This is a genomic window from Kineococcus endophyticus (assembly GCF_040796495.1).
Classification (GTDB): Bacteria; Actinomycetota; Actinomycetes; order Actinomycetales; family Kineococcaceae; genus Kineococcus; species Kineococcus endophyticus.
This window is the reverse complement of the sequence record NZ_JBFNQN010000015.1, coordinates 111205-131244: the sequence shown is the minus strand read 5'-3', so window position 1 is coordinate 131244 and position 20040 is coordinate 111205. Positions and strand designations below refer to the sequence as shown.

26 protein-coding genes are annotated in these 20040 nt (G+C 70.0%); 14 read left to right on the top strand and 12 right to left on the bottom strand.

What is annotated here, in order from left to right:
* Window positions 1–59: 59 nt before the first annotated feature.
* Window positions 60–1226 carry a site-specific integrase gene (locus AB1207_RS20325; protein ID WP_367640302.1) on the bottom strand — a complete coding sequence of 389 codons (1167 nt, stop codon included), beginning with the start codon at window positions 1224–1226 and terminating at the stop codon, window positions 60–62.
* A gap of 59 nt (window positions 1227–1285) precedes the next feature.
* Window positions 1286–1927: a hypothetical protein gene (locus AB1207_RS20320; protein ID WP_367640301.1), complete on the bottom strand. Its 642-nt coding sequence runs from the start codon at window positions 1925–1927 to the stop codon at window positions 1286–1288.
* A gap of 76 nt (window positions 1928–2003) precedes the next feature.
* Here AB1207_RS20320 and AB1207_RS20315 point away from each other — a divergent pair, with 76 nt between their 5' ends.
* The 3 genes from AB1207_RS20315 (at window position 2004) to AB1207_RS20305 (ending at window position 4035) form a co-directional block, all read left to right on the top strand.
* Window positions 2004–2261 (top strand): helix-turn-helix domain-containing protein, encoded by a 258-nt coding sequence (locus AB1207_RS20315; protein WP_367640300.1) that lies wholly within the window; start codon window positions 2004–2006, stop codon window positions 2259–2261.
* Window positions 2258–3370, top strand: coding sequence for a hypothetical protein (locus AB1207_RS20310; protein WP_367640298.1), 1113 nt, complete (start codon window positions 2258–2260; stop codon window positions 3368–3370). The genes AB1207_RS20315 and AB1207_RS20310 overlap by 4 nt, the downstream gene beginning before the upstream one ends.
* A 95-nt stretch (window positions 3371–3465) precedes the next feature.
* Window positions 3466–4035 carry a hypothetical protein gene (locus AB1207_RS20305; protein ID WP_367640296.1) on the top strand — a complete coding sequence of 190 codons (570 nt, stop codon included), beginning with the start codon at window positions 3466–3468 and terminating at the stop codon, window positions 4033–4035.
* Between the two features lie 347 nt (window positions 4036–4382).
* Here AB1207_RS20305 and AB1207_RS20300 read toward each other — a convergent pair whose 3' ends face one another.
* From AB1207_RS20300 to arsB, 4 genes are read right to left on the bottom strand one after another with little or no spacing between them, the layout of a single operon-like run.
* The gene (locus tag AB1207_RS20300; RefSeq protein ID WP_367640295.1) at window positions 4383–5093 is read right to left on the bottom strand and encodes an MFS transporter; all 711 of its coding nucleotides are present in this window, start codon (window positions 5091–5093) and stop codon (window positions 4383–4385) included.
* A gap of 5 nt (window positions 5094–5098) precedes the next feature.
* The gene (locus AB1207_RS20295; RefSeq protein ID WP_367640294.1) at window positions 5099–5581 is read right to left on the bottom strand and encodes an MFS transporter; all 483 of its coding nucleotides are present in this window, start codon (window positions 5579–5581) and stop codon (window positions 5099–5101) included.
* A gap of 41 nt (window positions 5582–5622) precedes the next feature.
* On the bottom strand, window positions 5623–7047 hold the full coding sequence (locus tag AB1207_RS20290; RefSeq protein ID WP_367640292.1) for an FAD-dependent oxidoreductase: 1425 nt from the start codon (window positions 7045–7047) through the stop codon (window positions 5623–5625).
* A 26-nt stretch (window positions 7048–7073) separates the two neighbouring features.
* Window positions 7074–8198, bottom strand: a complete 1125-nt coding sequence (arsB, locus tag AB1207_RS20285; RefSeq protein WP_367640291.1) for an ACR3 family arsenite efflux transporter — start codon at window positions 8196–8198, stop codon at window positions 7074–7076.
* A gap of 100 nt (window positions 8199–8298) precedes the next feature.
* Between arsB and AB1207_RS20280 the strand changes: the two genes are divergently transcribed.
* From AB1207_RS20280 to AB1207_RS20260, 5 genes are all read left to right on the top strand, one after another.
* Complete coding sequence (locus tag AB1207_RS20280; protein ID WP_367640290.1) at window positions 8299–8694, top strand: ArsR/SmtB family transcription factor; 396 nt, start codon at window positions 8299–8301, stop codon at window positions 8692–8694.
* A gap of 8 nt (window positions 8695–8702) precedes the next feature.
* Entirely contained in the window at window positions 8703–9269 is a 567-nt protein-coding gene (locus AB1207_RS20275) for a GNAT family N-acetyltransferase (RefSeq protein ID WP_367640288.1), read from the top strand.
* A 49-nt stretch (window positions 9270–9318) separates the two neighbouring features.
* Window positions 9319–9726, top strand: a complete 408-nt coding sequence (locus tag AB1207_RS20270; RefSeq protein WP_367640287.1) for an arsenate-mycothiol transferase ArsC — start codon at window positions 9319–9321, stop codon at window positions 9724–9726.
* Window positions 9727–9777: 51 nt separating this feature from the next.
* Window positions 9778–10572, top strand: coding sequence for a DUF6414 family protein (locus tag AB1207_RS20265; protein ID WP_367640286.1), 795 nt, complete (start codon window positions 9778–9780; stop codon window positions 10570–10572).
* Window positions 10573–10900: 328 nt separating this feature from the next.
* A complete protein-coding gene (locus tag AB1207_RS20260; RefSeq protein WP_367640285.1) occupies window positions 10901–11272 on the top strand; it encodes a PH domain-containing protein in 372 nt (123 codons plus the stop codon).
* 2 nt (window positions 11273–11274) lie between these two features.
* Here the strand turns inward: AB1207_RS20260 and AB1207_RS20255 are convergent, their stop codons facing one another.
* A complete protein-coding gene (locus AB1207_RS20255) occupies window positions 11275–11664 on the bottom strand; it encodes a VOC family protein (RefSeq protein ID WP_367640284.1) in 390 nt (129 codons plus the stop codon).
* Complete coding sequence (locus tag AB1207_RS20250; RefSeq protein ID WP_367640283.1) at window positions 11661–11939, bottom strand: ArsR/SmtB family transcription factor; 279 nt, start codon at window positions 11937–11939, stop codon at window positions 11661–11663. Before AB1207_RS20250 ends, AB1207_RS20255 begins: the two co-directional genes overlap by 4 nt.
* A 133-nt stretch (window positions 11940–12072) precedes the next feature.
* On the opposite strand from AB1207_RS20250, the gene AB1207_RS20245 reads away from it, so the two are divergent.
* A complete protein-coding gene (locus AB1207_RS20245) occupies window positions 12073–12540 on the top strand; it encodes a nuclear transport factor 2 family protein (RefSeq protein ID WP_367640282.1) in 468 nt (155 codons plus the stop codon).
* Complete coding sequence (locus tag AB1207_RS20240) at window positions 12540–13106, top strand: TetR/AcrR family transcriptional regulator (RefSeq protein ID WP_367640281.1); 567 nt, start codon at window positions 12540–12542, stop codon at window positions 13104–13106. The genes AB1207_RS20245 and AB1207_RS20240 overlap by 1 nt, the downstream gene beginning before the upstream one ends.
* 12 nt (window positions 13107–13118) lie before the next feature.
* On the opposite strand, the gene AB1207_RS20235 is transcribed toward AB1207_RS20240, so the two are convergent.
* Both AB1207_RS20235 and AB1207_RS20230 read right to left on the bottom strand, forming a co-directional pair.
* Window positions 13119–13394, bottom strand: coding sequence for a hypothetical protein (locus AB1207_RS20235; RefSeq protein WP_367640355.1), 276 nt, complete (start codon window positions 13392–13394; stop codon window positions 13119–13121).
* Window positions 13395–13497: 103 nt separating this feature from the next.
* Window positions 13498–14376 (bottom strand): phytanoyl-CoA dioxygenase family protein, encoded by an 879-nt coding sequence (locus tag AB1207_RS20230; RefSeq protein WP_367640280.1) that lies wholly within the window; start codon window positions 14374–14376, stop codon window positions 13498–13500.
* Between the two features lie 72 nt (window positions 14377–14448).
* Here AB1207_RS20230 and AB1207_RS20225 point away from each other — a divergent pair, with 72 nt between their 5' ends.
* Window positions 14449–15216, top strand: a complete 768-nt coding sequence (locus AB1207_RS20225) for a helix-turn-helix transcriptional regulator (RefSeq protein WP_367640279.1) — start codon at window positions 14449–14451, stop codon at window positions 15214–15216.
* 3 nt (window positions 15217–15219) lie between these two features.
* Here AB1207_RS20225 and AB1207_RS20220 read toward each other — a convergent pair whose 3' ends face one another.
* Window positions 15220–16377, bottom strand: a complete 1158-nt coding sequence (locus AB1207_RS20220) for a serine hydrolase domain-containing protein (protein ID WP_367640278.1) — start codon at window positions 16375–16377, stop codon at window positions 15220–15222.
* Between the two features lie 171 nt (window positions 16378–16548).
* On the opposite strand from AB1207_RS20220, the gene AB1207_RS20215 reads away from it, so the two are divergent.
* From AB1207_RS20215 to AB1207_RS20205, 3 genes are all read left to right on the top strand, one after another.
* Complete coding sequence (locus AB1207_RS20215) at window positions 16549–17013, top strand: DUF3237 domain-containing protein (RefSeq protein WP_367640276.1); 465 nt, start codon at window positions 16549–16551, stop codon at window positions 17011–17013.
* Window positions 17014–17083: 70 nt separating this feature from the next.
* On the top strand, window positions 17084–17869 hold the full coding sequence (locus AB1207_RS20210) for an SDR family NAD(P)-dependent oxidoreductase (RefSeq protein WP_367640275.1): 786 nt from the start codon (window positions 17084–17086) through the stop codon (window positions 17867–17869).
* Window positions 17866–18495, top strand: coding sequence for a TetR/AcrR family transcriptional regulator (locus AB1207_RS20205; protein WP_367640273.1), 630 nt, complete (start codon window positions 17866–17868; stop codon window positions 18493–18495). Before AB1207_RS20210 ends, AB1207_RS20205 begins: the two co-directional genes overlap by 4 nt.
* A gap of 9 nt (window positions 18496–18504) precedes the next feature.
* On the opposite strand, the gene AB1207_RS20200 is transcribed toward AB1207_RS20205, so the two are convergent.
* On the bottom strand, window positions 18505–20031 hold the full coding sequence (locus AB1207_RS20200; RefSeq protein WP_367640354.1) for a catalase: 1527 nt from the start codon (window positions 20029–20031) through the stop codon (window positions 18505–18507).
* Between the last annotated feature and the right edge of the window lie 9 nt (window positions 20032–20040).

Genomic DNA, 20040 nt, shown 5'->3' with positions numbered 1-20040 from the left:
GACACCTGTTCGGGAGGCGCTCGCGGGTCGTCGAGGCTAACGCTTGGCTAACGCACTCGTCACCCGCCCACGGCCGGGCGGCGCTTCCCGTCGACCGCGGCGGCGATGAGGTCCGCGGCCACGACCGCGACCTCCGGGAGCACGGCCGTGTACGTGTCCATGGTCAAGCTGATGGACGAGTGCCCGAGCCGCTCCTGCACCACCTTCATGGGGATCCCTGCGGCGAGGGCGTGGCTGGCGTGGGTGTGGCGGAGGTCATGCAGGCGGATCGGCGGGAGGCCTGCCCGCAGCGCCAGACGACGCATCGTCTTGTAGATCGTCTCCGGCATCACCGGGCTCCCGTCCTCCTTGACGAAGACGTACTCCATCGCCGTGCGCCCCTCGCCGCGGCCGAGGGCCTCCTCCGTCATCCGGGCGCGGTGCTGCCGCAGCAGATCCGCCGTCGTCTCGTCGATGGGCACCCGTCGCACGCCCGTGTCGCTCTTCGGCGGCCCGACCTTCACCCCGGTCCGGAGCTGGACACGCTGCTGACGGACGTGCAGGATGCGCCGGTCGAGGTCGACGTCCTCCCAGCGGAGCCCGGCGATCTCCCCCCGGCGGAAGCCGGTCATGGCCACCACGCGGTACGCCACCGCCAGCCGCTCCTTCGCGGTGAAGTCGAAGAAGCGGTTCAGCTCGTCGATGGTCCACACCGAGTGGGAACGGCGCGGGATCGAGGGCAGTTCGATGCTGGCCACCGGGTTCACCAGGATCAGCTGACGCTTCATCGCGGAGTTCAACGCGCTGTTGAACGTGGCCCTGATCCGCTGCAGCGTGGCCGGGGACAAGGGGGCGCCCGGTCGGCTGCGCAGGTCGGTGAACATCCGCTCGACGTGGTGGTGCCGCAGCTCCGCAAGGCGGACGTGCCCGAGGTGGGGGATGAGGTAGAGATCGAGGTGGCTTCGGTACGCCTGCACCGTCGAGTCCCGCAGCGTGGCCTTGCCCTGCAGCCACCCGTCCAGGAAGTCCCGGACCAGCACGGGGGCCCCGGTGACGTACAACCCCTTGTTCACCCGGTCCACGGCCGCACTGAGCGCGATCTGCGCTTCCTTCTTGGTGGTGAAGCCGCTCTTCGTCTCCTGCTTCCGCTTGCCGGTCGCGTCCCGCCCCACCTCGTAGAAGATCTCCCACTTCGGCTTGCAGCCCGGCCGGTGGTCGGTGATGGACTTGCCCTTGGCGTCCTTCACGACCCTGCCGGTCTCGTCCCGCCTGACCAGGCACTGGCACTTCTGCCGCACCGTACCCCTCACTGGTCCTTCGCCTCCTTCTGCATCTCGTTCTTCTTCATGGCTCTCTTCATCGTGATCGTCATGTTCGTCGTGGCCTTCCCCGGCTGGGCGCGGGGAAGGAGCTTCATCTCCCGGGTCTTGACCAGGTACCGGGAGGCCGTGGGGCGCGACACGTGGAAGTGCTTCGCCACGGCGAGCGTGGGCGGTTTCCCGTTGTTCATCGCCTCCATGTAGACGAAGGCGACCTCGCGGTAGAAGTCCGCGTCGGACCGTTCCGGCTGCGGACGCGCGGTGCGCGACGTCCAACTTCTCACCTGCTGCTGCAGGCCCTCGACCATCGACGGCGACAACTCGTCCGCAAGCTGCACGTACTCGGGGTCACCTGCAACACCGGCTTCGTAGGCTTCCAGCAGCGCGCCGGCGTCCTCGTACGCCATCTCCTCCCGCGCCCTGCGGATGATGGACTGCACCGGGATGCCCCGGACCAGGCTCGCGGTGATCGACTGCAGGTCGGCGTCCGGCATCAACGAGATCGAGATGCCCGTGCACTCGTAGCCGGCCGAGGACCAGCGCCACGACAGCTGCAGTTCCCACGGCCCGTGGTCATCCGGCCAGCGACACGTCCACGGGTCCGGGCCGCTCTTCGCGACGAGCTTCACCGTATCTCCTATCTGTCGAGAACATGAGATGCCGTATCACTTGTCAGGACCGTATCGCGGACGGAACCTCATGTCCATGACCAACAACGCACCGAACAGCACCGCGCCGCACCAGATGAACCCCACGCTCACGACCTCCCCGCCCCCCTCGGACTGGAAGGAGCGGGCGACGATCACCGTCCCGCAGGCGGCGACGGTCCTCGGCGTCTCGCGCAGCTCCGCGTACGAAGCCGTGCACCGGCACAGCATCCCCACGGTCCGCATCGGCCGACGGCTGCTGGTCCCCGTGGGGGCCCTCCTCGACCTGCTCAACGTCGGGGGTCCCCGCGGATGACCGACATCAAGCTGAGCAAGAACCCGCAGTTCCCCACTGACAGGGACCAGTTCACCCCTCCCCTCGGGGTCGGAGTCGACACCATCGCGCTGCGTGGTCCCGTCGACGAACAGCTCATCCCGCTCCTGGAAGAACACCGCCTCAACCGGGTCCGGACGAACCTCGACGACCCGGGCACCTGGACGTTGCGGAGCGGCAGAACGACGATCCGCGTGGGGGCCGGCGACGTCCGGCTCGGCGTCAACCGGAGAGGTAACGGACCGTTGGAACTGTGGATCGAGTTCTCGATGCCGCGCGTGCTCTTCGGGCACAACCGCGAAGCGCTCCCGCTCCGTCAGCTGTCGGGTCTCCTGGCCATCGTCCTCAACGAGATCGCGGACGAACTGCCTGTCTGCGACCGGCGCCCCGACCGATACCGGATCACCAGGTTGGACCTGGTCCGCGACTTCCACCAGATCAACGACCCGGCGAGCACCCTGCGCGCCATCGCCCGGATGCCGGGAGCCCGCAGGGCACGGCAGGTGGAGTGGGAATCCCGACCCGGCGTCACCCAGACGGTCGAGCGCATCGTTCCCCAGTACTGGAGGACCCGCTGCTACGACAAGCGGCGGGAGTTGTGGGCGCACGCGCAGCGGATCGGCGGCGTCGAAGCGGACATTCTGCGAGCATGGAGCCATGCGACGACTGGACGGCTCCGGTGGGAGCTGCAGCTCAACAGCCGCTTCCTGCTGGCGAACCCCGTCTCGACCACGGCGGTCGGCGACCGCGTGGAGTTGGTCATCTTGGCGGAGGACTTCTTCTACCGGTCCGGGTTCGGTGACGTCTTGACCGGCCGTCCCACGATCCTGCGGGAAGCCCTCAACGCCATGGTCGCGGAGGGACGCGCCCACGAGGCGAGGAACGTGGTCGCGTACCTGACCGAACAGCTGCTCGGCACCGAACCCATGCTCAGCCACAACCCGCGCGACGACGCCCGCGCGGTGGTCAACCGCCTGCGCCTGTCGCCGGCGGACCTCACCGACACCGACCACCTGCCGCGGCGCCTCTCTTTCTCGGACGGCACCGAACTGGTGGGCGAGCAGGCACTGGAAACCCCCGAAGAGCGTTAGCCCTGCGTTAGCCGGGCCGGTATCAGCCCAGTTCAGGAGTGGGGCGGTGGATACTCAATCCGCCGCCCCACCCTCTTGTCGATAGCCTCGACCTCGTGGTTCCTGATGAGGATGCGGACGCGGTAGCCGGTGACGTGCCGGTCATCTCCTTCTGGGTCGGTGCGGAGGACGAGCTGCACCGGCGGCTCGGGCGCGTGATCATGACCTTCGCCACCGCCGACGACTGGGTGACGCAGATCCTCGCCGCGATGATCATCCACGCCGGGGAGGGCCAGGACATGGTCGAGACGCACGCTCGCCTCGCGTCCGACCGCTCCCTGCGCCTGCTCGACGCACGAGCTGATGAGGTCGAACGCAGGATGCGAGAGCAGCACCGTGGTACCCATCGCGAAGTACCTGCTGATGTACAAGACCGTTTCCACGCCTGGCGGCTGGACATGAGGAGGGCGCACGACCGGCGCAACCGGATCATCCATGACGCGTGGGCCTTTACCGCCGGCCCGACGATCATGATCCAGCTACGTCCACCCGGGAGCGAAGTACCGGAAGCCGTCGACCTCGCCGTCGAGGACGAGGCGTACGAGGCGCTCGCGGCACGTGGACGCGATCTGCTGTGGTCCTTCCGGGGCCTTGTCTTCGACGCCGGAACCGATGGGAGCCGGTAGGTCGCCGCATCCCCAAGGCTCACCGAGGAAGCGGCCGAGCGACGCTGACGTAGCACGAGCCGCCGACACCCCCCCGTTTTTCGGATGGACGGGGGCGCACCGGTCGCACGCCTACGGCGGGTTCACTCTCACGATGCGGCCTGCTGAAAAAACCTGACGGTAGTAACACCCGTTAGTCCGACATGTCACGAGGTCCCCCCCGGTTCGTCGTCGAGTCGCCGGAGGACGGCGTGGACAACGTCGGGTCCCCCCGCGCGATGAGTCGCTACCGGCCAAGGAAGGTTGCGTGCCCGTGACGCCACCGCAAGGACGCCAGACCGCTGAAGAGCGGCACTTGAACGCTCGTCCTAGTGCCGTCCTCCGAGGTCGCTGAACCGGAGCAGGACACCGGCTAACCCCAAGACGGCCGCGGTCATCAAGTACGTGGTGATGTTGCTTCCCATGAGGCTGGTCACCGCTGCGGCTGCCCACGGAGCCATCGCCGTCGCGGTCGTGATCGGCATCGCGAACACCCCCGCCACCGCGCCGTAGTGCTGCTGACCCCACCGGTCCGCGACCACGCTCGCCTGCAGCAAGGTGAAGGCGCCCCTGGCCGCGCCGAAGACGACCGCGCTGGTGATCAGCACGCCGACCACGGGCGGGAGCAACGCCAGGCCCAGGATCGAACCGCCGGCGATGACGACCACGAAGACGATGCCGGTGGTCGAAGACCTGCTCCGGACCACTGGGCCGTACAGCAGGCGTCCGACGAGCTGCCCAGCGCCCAGCAACCCCAGGGTCGTCGCCGCGAGCCGGTGGTCGAACCCCCGCTCCACGAGCAGCGGCACCAACCCCAAGCTGGCCATGTAGAAGGCCAAGGCCAAGGTGGTGAAGACGACCGACAGCACGATGAAACCTCGACTGTGCACCACGTGGCGCACCTGTGCCCTGGACTGACGGGACGGGGCCGTTGGATTCCAGGGCGCTCGCAGTCCCCACCCGTGCAGGAGGACGGTCCCCACCAGGAGCACCGTCAGCAGCATGTAGCTGGTCCGCCAGGAGAAGTTCTCGACCAGCACCGCGGTCAGGGGGCGAAGACGGTGGACGACAAGCCCGCCACGAGCGTCAGCACCAGCAGGCCCCGCATCCGGTCGGGACCGAACCAGCCCGTCACCGCGGCGAAGGCCGGCGGGTACAGGATGCCGGACATCGCGATGCCCGCCAGCGCCCACGCCAGCGCGAACGTCAGCAGGGACGTCGCGCTGGCCACGGCGATCATGGCGATGACGGCCAACACCGATCCGACCGTCATCACCTTCCGCGGCCCGAACCGGTCGAGCCACCTCCCGACCGGTATCCCAGCGACCGCCGAGACGAGGAGCCCCAGGGAGAAGGCCGCGCTGGCCGCGCTGGCCGACCAGCCCGTGTCCGCGGTGATGGCCGACAGCAGCACGGGGAAGGCGTAGTACGTCACCCCCCAGGACACGATCTCGGTCACGCACAGCGTGGCCAGAGCCAGCCGGAGCCGCGGCTGCACCTGCGCCTCGACGACCGGCACGCCCGCCATCGGTGTCATCGGCGGGGATGACCGGCGACGTCGCGACATCGTCAGACGCGGGCCTCGCGCTCGCCGGCACGCCCGTGAGCCGAGCCGGTGGGGAACCCGATGGAGACCGGCTCCGCACCCGCCGGCCCGGCGCAGCACCCGGCGCTCGCGGACTCGTCGATGTCCAGGGAGCCGTCAGCCGAGACCACCGGCGGTGCCGAGGAGCACACCCCCGTCTCCGGCAGGTCGAGCTGCACGTCGGCGGCAGCAGCGGCGTCCCCAGCCAGGGCAGCGGCGATCGAGCGCACCTGCTCGTAGCCGGTGGCCAGCAGGAAGGTCGGCGCACGTCCGTAGGACTTCATCCCGACGATGAAGAAGCCCGTGTCCGGGTGGGCCAGCACGTCCGCGCCGTGCGCCGGGACGGTCCCGCAGGAGTGGAACTCCGGGTCAATGAGCGGGGCCAAGCGGCGGGGGGCTTCGACGCCGGGGTCCAGGTCCAGACGCAGCTCGCGCAGCATCGCCAGGTCGGGCCGGAAACCGGTCGCGGCCACCACGACGTCCACGGACAGCCGACGGTCCCCGGTCGGTGACGAAGTAGCGACAGCTACCGCGTCACCGGACGTCTCCAGGGCGGTGATCGTCACCTCGGTCAGCAGCTCGATGCGGCCGGCCTGCACGGCGGTCCGCAGCCGTGAGCCCAGAGCGCCGCGGGCGGGAAGACCGTCGCGGTCCCCGCCACCGAACGTGCGGGCCACCGACGCGCCACGGACGGCCCAGGTGATGACGGTGCCGGGCTCCTGCTCGGCCAGGGCGACGAGGTCCAACAGCGTGTTCGTCGCGGAGTGCCCAGCTCCGACGACCAGCACCCGGCGACCGGCGAAGCGTGCCCGGTCCGCGCCGAGGACATCGGGCAGAGGACCGCTCAGGTGTTCACCGGCCTCCGCTTCCCCGATCGCGGGCAGCCCAGCGGCGCCCAAGGGGTTCGGCTGGTTCCAGGTCCCGGAGGCGTCGATGACCGCCCGCGCCTGGTAGTCGACGACCGTGCCGTCCGAACCCTGCGTCCGGACGAGGAACGGTCGATCGCTGCGCTCGTGGTTGTGCGTCTTGTCCATCCCGACACGACTGACGGCGATGATGCGCTCGCCGGTCCGGATGCGCGGTGCCAGCGTGGGGACGGCCGCCAAGGGGGCGAGGTACTGCACGACGAGGTCACCGCCGGTCGGCAATCCCGTCGGCTTCGGGCTCGTCCAGCCGGTCGGTTCCAGCAGGCGCACCGCCGCGGCGTCGAGGTTGTACCGCCACGGGGAGAAGAGCCGGACGTGCGACCAGGCCCGCACCGCGGACCCGACGTCGTCACCGGCTTCCAGCACCAGCGGGTCGAGGCCACGTTCCAACAGGTGCGCCGCAGCGGCTAGGCCGACCGGCCCGGCACCGATCACGACGACCGGCAGGTCACTGCGGTCGACAGTGACGGTAGGAGTGGACATGGCTGCTCTCCTTCGGGTGGGGAGGTTCAACGGCGGGACGAGACAGCGGCGCTCGCGGGCACCGTGGGGTCGCCGGGGAAGAAGTGGCGCCCGGCCCACAGCGCCACGTAGACCAGCGCGACGAGGACGGGCACCTCGATCAGCGGACCGACGACCCCGGCCAAGGCCTGCCCGGAGGTCACGCCGAACGTGCCGATGGCCACCGCGATGGCCAACTCGAAGTTGTTGCCGGTGGCGGTGAAGGACAGCGTCGACGTCTTGGCGTAGCTCAGGCCGATCGCGCGACCGAGCACGAAGGAGCCCGCGAACATGATCGTGAAGTAGGCCAGCAGTGGTAGGGCGATGCGGGCGACGTCGCCGGGCCGTGAGGTGATCGCGTCCCCCTGCAGGGCGAAGAGCATCACGATGGTGAACAGCAGCCCGTACAGCGCGACCGGGCCAATCTTGGGCAGGAAGCGGTCTTCGTACCAGGCGCGTCCCCTGGCCCGCTCGCCCAGCGTGCGGGTCAGGAAGCCGGCGACCAGGGGGATGCCCAGGAAAACCAGTACCGAGACGACGATCGCGCCGACGGAGAAGTCCGCGCTGGTCGTTGGCAGGCCCAGCCAGCCGGGCAGGACCTGCAGGTAGAACCACCCGAGGGCGGCGAAGGCCAGGATCTGGAAGACGGAGTTGATGGCGACCAGGACGGCGGCGGCTTCGCGGTCACCGCAGGACAGGTCGTTCCAGATGAGCACCATGGCGATGCAGCGGGCCAGACCGACGATGACCAGGCCGGTGCGGTACTCCGGCTGGTCCGGCAGCAGCAGCCAGGCGAGGGCGAACATCAGCGCGGGGCCGATGAGCCAGTTCAGGACCAGGGAGCTGACCATGAGCCGGCGGTCGGCGGCGATGCGCCCTGTCTCGGAGTACCGGACCTTGGCCAGCACCGGGTACATCATCAGCAGCAGGCCCACGGCGATGGGCAAGCTGACCGAGCCGACCTCCACCGCGCTGAGGGCGTCGTCGAGGCCGGGGACGAGTCGGCCCAGCAGCAGCCCGACGGCCATGGCCGCGATGATCCACACCGGCAGGAAGCGGTCCAGCACCGAGAGCCGGGCCAGGACTGGGGCATCGGCGCTGGCCCGGGGTCCTTCCGCGACAACGTCGCTCACGAGCAAATCCCTTCATCGATCGACATCGATGCGACCCTGACACCAGATATCGATGCCTGTCAATATCGACAGCCTTCGATGTCTGCGGCACCATGGAGCCATGGCCACGCTCACCCTGACGACGCGCGACGACACCCGCCCCGGCGCGGACTCCGCCGCCTGCTGCGCCCCGCTGGCCCGCGAACCCCTCACCGCCGAGGCCGCCACCACCCTTGCGCGCACCATGAAGGCGCTCGCGGACCCCGCTCGCCTGCGCCTGCTGTCCCTGGTCGCCTCCCACGAAGGCGGCGAAGCCTGCGTCTGCGACCTCACCGAGCCGCTGGGCCTGAGCCAGCCCACCGTCTCGCACCACTTGAAGGTCCTGGTCGACGCGGGTCTGCTCACCCGTGAGAAGAGGGGCGTCTGGGCCTACTACACCCTGGTCACCGAAGCGATGAACGCTGTCGCGGCCGTCCTGACCGCACCGTCCGGCCGCACCAGCGCCTCCACCTACTGACCACCACCATGACCACACCGCCGCCGCAGCCCTACGGCCCGCACGACATCGCCGTCTTCCCGCTCACCGAGCTGGACTGGCCCGAGGTGCGCACCGTCTACGCCGCGGGCATCGCCACCGGCCACGCGACCTTCGAGGCCGACCCGCCAGCCACCTGGACCGCATTCGACACCAGCAAGCACCCCGACCACCGACTCATCGCCCGTGACGGGAGCGGCGCCCTGCTCGGTTGGGCTGCAGTCACGCCCACCTCGCCCCGCCCGGTCTACGCCGGAGTCGTCGAGCACTCCATCTACATCGCCTCCGGCGCTCGCGGGCGCGGCGTCGGGCGGCGACTGCTCGACGAGCTGGTCACCTCCACCGAGGACAGCGGCATCTGGACCATCCAGTCCTCCCTGTTCCCCGAGAACCTCGCCAGCGTGGCCCTGCACCGAGCAACCGGCTTCCGCGAGGTCGGTCGCCGGGAGCGCATCGCCCTCATGACCTACGGCCCGCTCGCTGGCCGGTGGCGCGACACCGTCCTCATCGAGCGCCGCAGCCCCGTCGCGGGTACCGCAGCCTCGTCAGTTCGCTGACCTCTGCGCCGTCTTGCTCCCGAATCCGTCACTTTCCCAGGAGATCGTCGTGCCCAAGCCCAACATCCTCTTCGTGTGCGTGAAGAACGGCGGCAAGTCGCAGATGGCCGCCGGCCTCATGCGTCAGGCCGCCGGGGACGCCGTCACCGTCGACTCGGCTGGCACCAAGGCCGGCGACAAGCTCAACGCCCTCTCGGTCGAGAGCCTGGCCGAAGCCGGCGTGGACATCAGCGCCGAGCGCCCGAAGCAGTTGACCGACGACCTCGTCCGCGCGGCCGACCTGGTTGTCGTGCTCGGCGGCGAGGCGAAGGTCGAGCCCATCGACGACACCCCCGTCGAGGTCTGGGAGACCGACGAGCCGTCCCTGCGCGGGATCGAGGGCATGGAGCGGATGCGGCTCGTCCGCGACGACATCGACACGCGAGTCCGCGCCTTGGCGGGACGCTTGTCGGCGTGAAGTAGGGCTCGCGTAGTCCGTCGTGTCCGAGGCGCGGAGTACGTTCCGAACATGCTGCGTCGCTTCCTGTACCTCGACACCGTCGCCCTGTCCCAGTACATCAGCGCAATGGAGGGGGGGCACCGCACCGAGTCCACCAGCCGCTCACTGCACTCCGGTAGTGGAGGAGGAGAGGTGGACGCCAAGATCGTCAAGGTCAACGGCGAGAAGGGTCGAGAAGAGGAGCGGTCGCAGACGCTGTCCGACACCGATGGAGCACGCTTCGATCGTTTGTTGAAGGCTGCAGCGATGGACGCCGAGGAACTCGGTTGGGTTGAGGTTTTCGAGCCGGACAGCGACTTCGATGGCATCGGCCTGGGAGCCATGGTGTCGTGGGAGTGCGACCTCTACGTCCCTCACATCATCCAGATGCTCGCCAAGTCCGGTGAGGCCCTGGGGGCTCTCGACATGATGCGAAGCGTCCTTCCCGCGGCGCATGACCTCGGGTTGTCCACCGAAGGCCTGCCGAGCGCCGACGCCATGAGCGCGGCCGCCAGTCTCATCAGCGGAGTAGGCGCCAACCTCGTGGTCGTCGGGGAGGACGACGACACCGACTGGAAGATCGCGGCGCAGGTCGATGAGCAGTTCCAGCTTGGAGATCTTGAAGGACGAGCCCGCATCGTCGGCAAGGTCTCGCGCATCATCAGGGAGGGTCAATGGAAGCCGTTCCTCACCTTCCCGGGCATGAAGCTCCTGTCTCGGGAGGACCGGCGCCGCATGGAGCGGCAGGCTCCCGCCGAGGGCAAGGAAGACGAGTACCTGTCGGGCCCGGCCCTCATGGTCGACCTCTTGGCCGTCTACCGGTGAGTTGGACTCCTCATGGCGTGGCTAACTTCCGGCTAACGGACCGGCTGGACGCCACTGGACGCCGCAGTACGGGTTGGCCACGTTGAGCCCTCGATCCGGTTGGCACACAACAGGATCGAACCAGATGGACGAGCCCCCAGGGTCTTTTAATCCGCGGGTTCAGGGTTCGATCCCCTGGGGGCCCACCTTCTCGTCGCGCCGGAAGGTGGCTCGCTCTGGATCGGCGTTCACGCCGGTGGCTCCGCGGGGGCGAGGAAGCTGCAACGTTCCGCTCCTCAGTACCGATGTCTTGTGCGACGCTCGGTGCAAGCCCGCTCGAGGAGGTCGCATGCCGTTCCAGGTCGCTTTCGACAAGCAGGAGCAGTTGGACAAGATCCAGCAGGGTCTCCTGCCGGGGGAGGAGGTCTACGCGGTCTTCGACGCGATCGGTGCGGGAACCGGCTTCATCGGTGTGACGTCGCTGCGGGTGATCGTGCAGGACAACTCGTTCGTGGGGAAGAAGGTGGCTCTCACCTCGGTGCCTTACGGCAAGGTGACCGCGGTGTCCTACGTGTCGGACAAGAGCATGTTCGGCAAGTTCGCATCGTCGTCGAGCATCGCCATCACGGCGGGCGGGCGCGTCTACGAAGTCGACTTCCGCGGGGACGACAAGGCGCGGTACGTGCACGACCTGGTGCTGCGGAGGATGCTGGGCATCTGAGCTCACCCCGTGAACTGCGCCAGCTGCACCAGGTTGCCGACGGTGTCGTCGAGCACGGCGGTGATGACCGGTCCCATCTCCAGCGGCGGCTGCGTGAAGACGACGCCGGCGGCCTGGAGTCGTTCGTGCTCCGCCGCGACGTCGTCGACCCCCAGGACGAGGTAGGGGATGCCGTCGGCAGCCAGGGCTGACGTGAACGGGGGCACGGCGGGGTGGGCCTTGGGCTCCAGGCAGAGCTGGGTCCCGTCCGGCTTCTGGGGGTCGACGACGGTGAGCCAGCGGTGCTCACCCAGGGGGACGTCGGCGGCGACGGTGAAACCGAGCGGGCCGGTGTAGAAGTCCACGGCGCGCTGCTGGTCGTCGACGAAGATGCTGACGGTCTGGAGCCTCATCGCACGTCCTCCGGGAGGGGCCAGCGGTCCGTGATGGCCGCCAGCGGTGTGGTGTCGATCGAGTGGAACTTGTGGCGCCCCCGGCGCTCGCTGCGCACCAGGCCGACGGACTCGAGGGCGGCCAGGTGCTGGGACACCGCCTGTCGGGTGGAGGTGACGGCGTGGTGCACCGCCAGTCGTGAACACAGTTCGAACAGGGTCTGCTCGTCGCGCTGGGACAGCTCGTCGAGCAGCAGACGACGGGTGCTGTCGGCCAAGGCCTGGTAGACGTCCACTGCGCTCCATGATGGGCAAGTACGCACTTGCGTGTCAAGGGACGGCGGGATGCGCTGCCTTGACCGCCATCGACCTCGTCTGTACCGTTCGGTCAAGACACAACCGATCGGTACAGACCCGAAGGAGACCGTGATGCCCCGCCCCCCGCTCCCGCCGTTCACCGAGGCCAGCGCCACGCAGAAGGTGCGTGCCGCCGAGGACGCGTGGAACTCCCGCGACCCCGAGCGCATCTCGCTCGCCTACAGCGAGGACAGCTGGTGGCGGAACCGTTCGCAGTTCGTCACCGGTCGCCCGGCGATCGTGCAGTTCCTCACCGGCAAGTGGGAGGCCGAACTTGACTACCGGCTCGTCAAGGAGTTGTGGGCCTTCACCGGGGACGTCATCGCCGTGCGGTTCGCGTACGAGTACCACGACGCGGCGGGGGAGTGGTTCCGTGCGTACGGCAACGAGAACTGGCGCTTCGACGCGGACGGACTCATGACGCACCGCCACGCCAGCATCAACGACGTCGCGATCGACGCCGCGGACCGGAGGTTCCACTGGGACGCACCGGGCCCGCGCCCCGCCGACCACCCGGGGTTGAGCGAGCTCGGGCTCTGATGGCCCGCACCGTCCTGGACCGCGCGGACGCGGTGCGCGCCCTCGCCGGGGTCTTCCGGCGGCGAGGGTTCGACGGGGCGTCGCTGTCGGTCATCCAGCAAGACACCGGGATCGGCCGCGGCAGCCTCTACCACTTCTTCCCCGACGGAAAGGAGGACATGGCGCGGGCCGTGCTCGAGGAGGTCCGGGCCTGGTTCGACGAGCAGGTCTTCGCTCCGCTGCGCGCCCCCGACGACCCGGCGGGGGCGGTGGACGCGACGATGCGGGCGGCCGAGGAGTACTTCCTGTCCCGGCACCGCGTCTGCCTCTACGCCGTCATGACCCTCGGGGCGGACCAGCCGGCGCACGCCGAGGCAGTCCGGTCCTACTTCGCCGACTGGGTGGAACTGCTCGCCCGCGCGGTCGAGCAGACGGGGGCTCCGGCGAGGGACGCGCGGGAGCGGGCGGTGGACGCGGTCGCAGCCGTCCAGGGCGCGCTGGTCCTCGCGCGCGCCCTGGACGACGACGCCGTCGTCAGCGGGGTCGTCGACCGCGTCCGCAAACGGCTGCTCGACGGCCTCGGCTGACGACGCCGGACCTCACGCCCCGCCGAAGTCCACGAGCTTCTCGAAGAGGAACTCGTACGGCAGGTACGCGGTGTCGTACTCGTGCCCCTCGGCGTGCGAGAGGAGCTGCGACATCTGCAGCAACCGCCAGCCGTCGAGGAGGGCGTCGAGGCCCGTGGCGTACGGGGGTTCGTCGCTGTCGCCCATCGTCGGGCGGGAACGGCCGGTGCCGTCGTACCGCGTCCAGCCGATGACGGCGGAGTCGAGGGCGGAGGTGCCCAGGTAGAGCACCATGACCTGCTGGCGCACGGTGGGGGTGGTGGACGGGACGGCGAAGGACTGCTCGACGCTGCCGAGCGGGGTGGTCGTGGTCACGCTGTTCTCCTCGAACGAGTGGGGATGGGCGACGGGCTCAGCGACCCCAGCCGTCGGCGGCGAGGCTGGAGCCCAGCCGCACGTCGGTGGCGCCGGGGGCGATGAACTGCGGGCGCAGGGTCTCGCGGGTCAGGTAGTAGTCGATGTCGAAGTTCTCGTCACCGGTCAGCGTCCGCCACAGCTTGGCGCGGTTCACGAGTTCCAGGCGGCCCTCGTTGGCGTTGGTCCAGCCGAACTGCTGCGTCAGTTCGCGGCGCACGCCGTCGCTGTCGATGTCGTCGGTGTTCCACAACCGCAACTGCCGCACGGCGGGGTTGAAGCGGATCTTGAACATGTAGCGGGGGACGTCGGAGTCGTTGCGGCGACCGCCGTGCCAGATCCCGTGGTGCAGCAGGACGACGGTCCCGGCGGGGCAGGTGAGGCGCGTCTGGCCGGCGAGGTTCTGGTACCGGCCGATGCCGGTCTGGTTGATGCGGCGCAGGTGCGTACCGGGCACGCTGAGGGTTCCACCCTGCTCGAGCGTCACCTCGCGGGGGTAGTACATGAGCTGCGCGTCGAACGCGTCGCGGCGGGTGTCGAGGATCGCGTCGCCGTGCATGTTCTGCGCCTCGCCACCGCGCGGGGGACGCACGTGCACGGCGTGGTGGTCGATGTTCGGCGAGGGCCCGACGAGGCTCTGGATCGCGCCGGCCACGACGGGCAGGTCGATGAGCTCGCGGACGAACGTGCCCTCGGGGAACGCGACGTCCAGCGGCGTCCCGTACGGCACGGGGTCGATGCCGGCGTCGAGGACGTCGATCGCCCGGCGGTTCAGCTCGTCGGGCACGACCCCCTCGAAGGCGATCGCGCCGTGGGCGACGAAGTGCGCCATCTCCACGGACGTCATGAGGTGCTTGCGGTCAACCTGAGCGGTCATGGGATCGACGCTAGGCGCGGCCGGAGGGGCTCGTCGTGGCGGAGACCCGACGTCTGCTGGTAGGAAAGCGGCATGCTCGGCGTCGACCTGACCGGACCGCCGCAGGTCGTGGCGCAGGGCCGGAGCGTCCACGGGCGGGACCGCGCGGTGGACGAGTTCGAGCTGCCCGACCTCTGGTCGCTGCACCTGTACGAGTACACGGCCGACCTCGAGGTGGACGGCACGACCCACCCCATCACCCCGGGCAGCCTGTCCCTGGTGCGACCGGCGACCCCCGTCCGGTACCGCTACCGCGGGCCGTCGCAACACCTCTACGCCCACGTCCGCGCTCCCGTGCTGGACGCGACGGGCCCGCGCGCGCTCGTCGTCACGGCCGGTCCGAACCTGCCGGTGTTCACCGACCTCATGGCCTCGGCCGTCGCCAGCGCGGCGGCGTTCCCCGAACGCACCCGCGCGGACGTGTGGATGGTGCTGCTCCGCCTGCGCGACGCCGTACGCCCCCAACCCGGGACGCCGGGTCTGGCGGAGAACTACGTCGCCGAGACCATGTCCTACGTCGAGGCGCACCTGGGCGACGTGGTCACGGTCCCGGAGATCGCCCGGACGGTCGGGGTCTCGCCCGACCACCTCACGCGCGTGTTCTCCCGCACCACGGGGCAGACGATCGCGGGGTACGTGCGTCGCCGGCGCATCGAGCACGCCGTGCACCTGTTGACGCGGACGACGATGTCCGTCAGCGCGGTCGCCGCCACGGTGGGCATCCCCGACCTGCAGGCCTTCAACAAGACCTGCCGGGCGGTGACGGGACGCTCGCCGCGACGGCTGCGCGAGGAGGGGTGAACCTCAGTCGAAGCTGCGGGCGATCGCGCGCAGGAGTTCCAGGGACTGGGCCTCGCGGTGGGCGCTCTCGGCGTCCGCCGTGCCGTACCTGCGGTTCGCGGACAGCTTGACGACGGTCACGGAGTTCGCCGGGTCGACGTACACGTACTGGTTGTAGACGCCCGCGGCCATCCACTCCTCGCGCTCGCCCGGCGGCAGCCACCACTGGTACCCGTACCCCTCCGGCGTGGTCCCGCCCCCGACGACGACCTTGCCCGCCTCCAGGTGCGGCAGCGACGAGGTGGTGGCGGCGTGGATCCACTCCGCCGGGACGACCTGCACCCCGTCGACCTCACCGCCGTTGCGGTACAGCTCGCCGAGCCGGGCGAAGTCGCGGGCGACGAGGTTCACGCCGGCGAAGCCCATCTCGACACCGCTCGGGTCCACGACCCAGGCGCCCTCGTGCTGGAACCCCAGCGGTTCGCAGAGCTTCTCCTGCATGTAGTCGGCGAGGTGCCGGCCGCTCGCCCGCCGGACGAGGGCGGCGAGGGCCTGGGTGTCGCAGGAGTTGTACCGGCACAGCGTGTCGGGTTCGCGCTCACGGCCCAGCGTCGCGACGACCGTGTCGAGGTTCCCCCCCTGACCGGAGGTGGCCCGGGCCAGACGCAGGGCGTCGGCCTCGGGGTCGCTGTAGTCCTCGTTCCACACGGCGCCGGAGGACATCTGCAGCACGCTGCGGATGGGCACCCCGTCGTACGCGGAGCCGGGGTCGACGGGCACGTAGTCGCTGATCGGGTCCTCGACGTCACGGATCAGACCCTCGGAGACGGCGATGCCGACGAGGGTCGCGACGAAGCTCTTCGCGACCGACATGGACATCCACGGCACGTCGGGGCCGCCGGTCCGGAAGTACCGCTCGTGGACGACGCGGCCCTCGTGCAGGACGAGCACCGCGGACGTCTCGGTCTCGTCGAGGAACTCCTCGAGCGAGGGCTCGGAGCCGTCGAAGGAGAACGTCGAGGGCAGGTCCACGCGGTCGCCCTCGGGCCACGGCCGCGGGTGCGAGGAGGCAGCCATGGCCCGGGTGCCGACGACCTCGGCCATGCGGCCGAAGTGGTCGATCTGCGGGGCGCCGCTGAAGAGGTCGAGGTCGGCGAGGACTCCGGGGTGCTGCCGGGACACGGGGCTTCCTCTCGCGGGTGGTCGACGGCGGCCCCGGGAGGGACGCCGGAGTGGGACGACCGTACGAGTGCAGCACGGCGAGGTGGCCCGGCACAAGACCGGCAGCCCTCCCAATCCGTCAGGTTTCCTGATACGACTCTGCCTGTCCGCCGACGACCCTGGAGGGTTCCGATGTCTGCACCGCTGCCACCGTCCCTGCACTTCGCCTTCGAGGCCCGCGTCGCGTGCGCCCCCGCCCTGCGCATCGGGCGCGGTGAGCGCGAAGAGGTCTGGTTCACGCCGATCACCGGCGGCACCGTCGAGGGCCCGCGCCTGCGGGGGACGGTCCTCCCGCACGGCGGCGACTGGTCCGTCACGCGCGCCAACGGCACCGAACTCGATGCGCGGTACCTCCTCCAGGCCGACGACGGCGCGGTCGTCGACATCCGCAACCGCGGGTTCTGGGTCTCCACCCCCGAGGTCGAGGCCCGCGTCGACGCCGGTGACCCCGTCGACGAGAGCGAGTTCTACTACCGGACGTCGGCGCAGTTCCAGACCGACGCCCCGCAGCACGAGTGGCTGACGCGGACCGTCGTCGTGGGCGTGGCCCGTCCCGAGCCGGGGTTCGTCTGCATCCGGTTCCACGAGCTGGCCTGACCCCTTGTGCGCCGGGTGGACGGAAGCCCATGCTGAACCCGTACGGACGTACGACTTCACAGGAGCGGACATGACCTCGACGCACTCCGAACGGCCGGTCGCTCTCGTCACGGGCGCCGGCAGTCCCACCGGGATCGGGTTCGCCTGCGCTCGCCTGCTCGCCCGCGACTTCGCCGTCGTCCTGGCCGCGACGACCTCCCGCATCGACGACCGCGTGGCCGAGCTGCGCCGCGACGGGGCGACGGCGGAGGGGTTCGTGGGTGACCTCACCGACCCCGACACCGCGCAGGCGTTGGTGCAGACGGCGGTCGACGCGTTCGGTCGTCTCGACGTCCTCGTGAACAACGCCGGCATGGTCTCGGTGTCGGGGTCCGAGGAACCCACCGCGCTGGAGTCCACGTCCCTGGAGGACTGGCGGGCCGGGATGTCGCGCAACCTCGACACCACGTTCCTCGTCACGCGCGCCGCCCTGCCCCACCTGCCCGCACAGGCCGGGCGGGTCGTCACGGTGTCGTCGGTCTCGGGCCCCGTCATGGCCTACGCCGGGGATGCGGCGTACCACGCCGCCAAGGCCGCCACGGTCGGGCTGACCCGGTCCCTCGCGGTCGACCTGGCGGACCGCGGCATCACGTGCAACGCGGTCGCCCCGGGCTGGATCGAGACGAGTTCGTCCTCACCGCACGAGGTGGACATGGGACGGGCCACCCCCATGCGCCGTCCGGGTCGCCCCGAGGAGGTCGCGGCACTCGTGGCCTTCCTCGCCTCGCCGGGGGCGTCCTACGTCACCGGTCAGGTGCTCGTGGTCGACGGCGGGAACTCCATCGCCGAGGAGCGGGGAGCTCTGGCGGCCCCGTGACCACCGGTGGGACCAGCCGCAAGGGGGCGCAACGGAGGACGGACATCGTCGACGCGGCGCTGCGGGTCATCGGCCGCGACGGCATCCAGGGTCTGTCGATGCGTGTCGTCGCAGCCGAGGCCGGTGTCCCCCTCGGCACGACCACCTACTACTTCCAGGACAAGGACGCGCTGATCACCGCGGCCTTCTCCCGCCACACCCAGCGCGAGACGGCCCGGGTGGTGGCGGCCATCGCCACCTTCGGCGCAGACCTCACCACCTCCCGGGTCGCGGCGCGCGTGGCGGACTTCGTCATCACCGGCCTCACCGAGCACCGGTGGCAACTCATCACCGAGTACGAGTTCCTCACCGCGGCCGCCCGGCGTGACGACCTGCAGCGCGCGTCCACCGCCTGGTTGCAGAGCCTGCACGCCCACGTGGAGGCGACCGTCGCAGCCCTCGGCTCGCCGAGTCCACGCACGGACGCCCGCCTCGTCCTGTCCGTCGTCTCGGGTCTGGAGGTCGACCACCTCGGGGCGCCGCTGCAAGCGGCTGCGCGGCACGCCATCCGGCAGACGCTGGACCGGTTGTTCGCCGGGCTGGAGCTGTCGTGGTCCACGACCCGCCCCGACCCGGCGGACGACTGAGCGCCGGCGTCAGGCCTTGTGCTGCGCCGAGCTGCGGGCGGAGTTCCCCTGCTCCTCGGCCTTGGGGTCCGTCAGGTCCTGCTTGGCCGACACGCCCTCGCGGATCCGCCGGCCGATCTCGCCGTCGACGGCGTCCCAGTAGGCGAAGGCGCGCGTCAGCACGGCGTCGCTGACGCCGTTGAGCAGGTGCCCCACGACGTTGTCGACGAAGCGGCCGCGCGCGTCCTCGTCCATCACGTCGTTGAGGAGCGACCGGGCCTGGCCCCAGTCGTCGTCCTCGGCGTGCTGCTCGTAGGCGGCGCGGACGGGCTCGCCGCCCGCGTCCCAGCGTCCGGTGTGGCCGGCCCGCTGGGGGTCGGCGGCCGGTCCGCCGTAGGAGTTCGGGGCGTAGACCGGGTCACCGGGGTTGCTGTAGCGCATGGCCCCGTCCTTGGCGTAGCTGTTGACGGGGGACGTCGCGTGGTTCACCGGCAGCTGGGCGTAGTTCGCGCCGATGCGGTAGCGGTGCGCGTCGGCGTAGCTGAACATGCGGCCCAGCAGCATCTTGTCCGGGCTGACGCCGATGCCCGGCACCATGTTCGACGGCTCGAAGGCGGCCTGCTCGATCTCCGCGAAGTAGTTCTCCGGGTTCCGGTTCAGCGTGAGCTTCCCGACCTCGTGCAGCGGGTAGTCGCTGTGCGGCCAGACCTTCGTGACGTCGAACGGGTTGAACCGGTACCCGGCGGCGTCCTCGTCGGGCATGAGCTGGACCGAGAGGGTCCACGAGGGGAACTCCCCGTCGCGGATGTGCTCGCTCAGGTCGCGGATGTGGTAGTCCGTGTCGATCGAGGCCATCTGGTCGGCCTCGTCCTGGGTGAAGAACTCCGCGCCCTGGTCGGTCGTGAAGTGGTACTTGACCCAGGTGCGCTTCCCCTCGGCGTCGATCCACTGGAACGTGTGCGAGCCGTAGCCGTTCATGTGCCGCCACGTCCGCGGGATGCCGCGGTCACCCATGAGCCACGTCACCTGGTGCGCGGACTCGGGGGAGAGGGTCCAGAAGTCCCACTGCATGTCGTGGTCGCGCAGGTGCGTGTCGGCGCGGCGCTTCTGGGAGCGGATGAAGTCCTGGAACTTCAGCGGGTCCTTGACGAAGAAGACGGGGGTGTTGTTGCCGACGAGGTCGTAGTTCCCCTCGGACGTGTAGAACTTCAGCGAGAACCCGCGCGGGTCGCGCCAGGTGTCCGGGGTCCCGGACTCACCGGCCACGGTGGAGAAGCGCGCGAGCACGGGCGTCGTGGTGCCCGGCTGGAAGAGAGCGGCGCGGGTGTACGCCGAGACGTCGCCCGTCACGCGGAACTCGCCGAAGGCGCCGCCGCCCTTGGCGTGCACGACACGCTCGGGGACGCGTTCGCGGTTGAACTGCGCCATCTTCTCGATGAGGTACGCGTCGTGCAGCAGGATCCCGCCGCCGGGACCCTGGGTCAGGGAGTGCTCGTCGCTCGCGACGGGGATGCCCGCGTCGTTCGTCGTCGGCGCGCCGGGAGCGGTGGTTTCCATCTGCTCGGT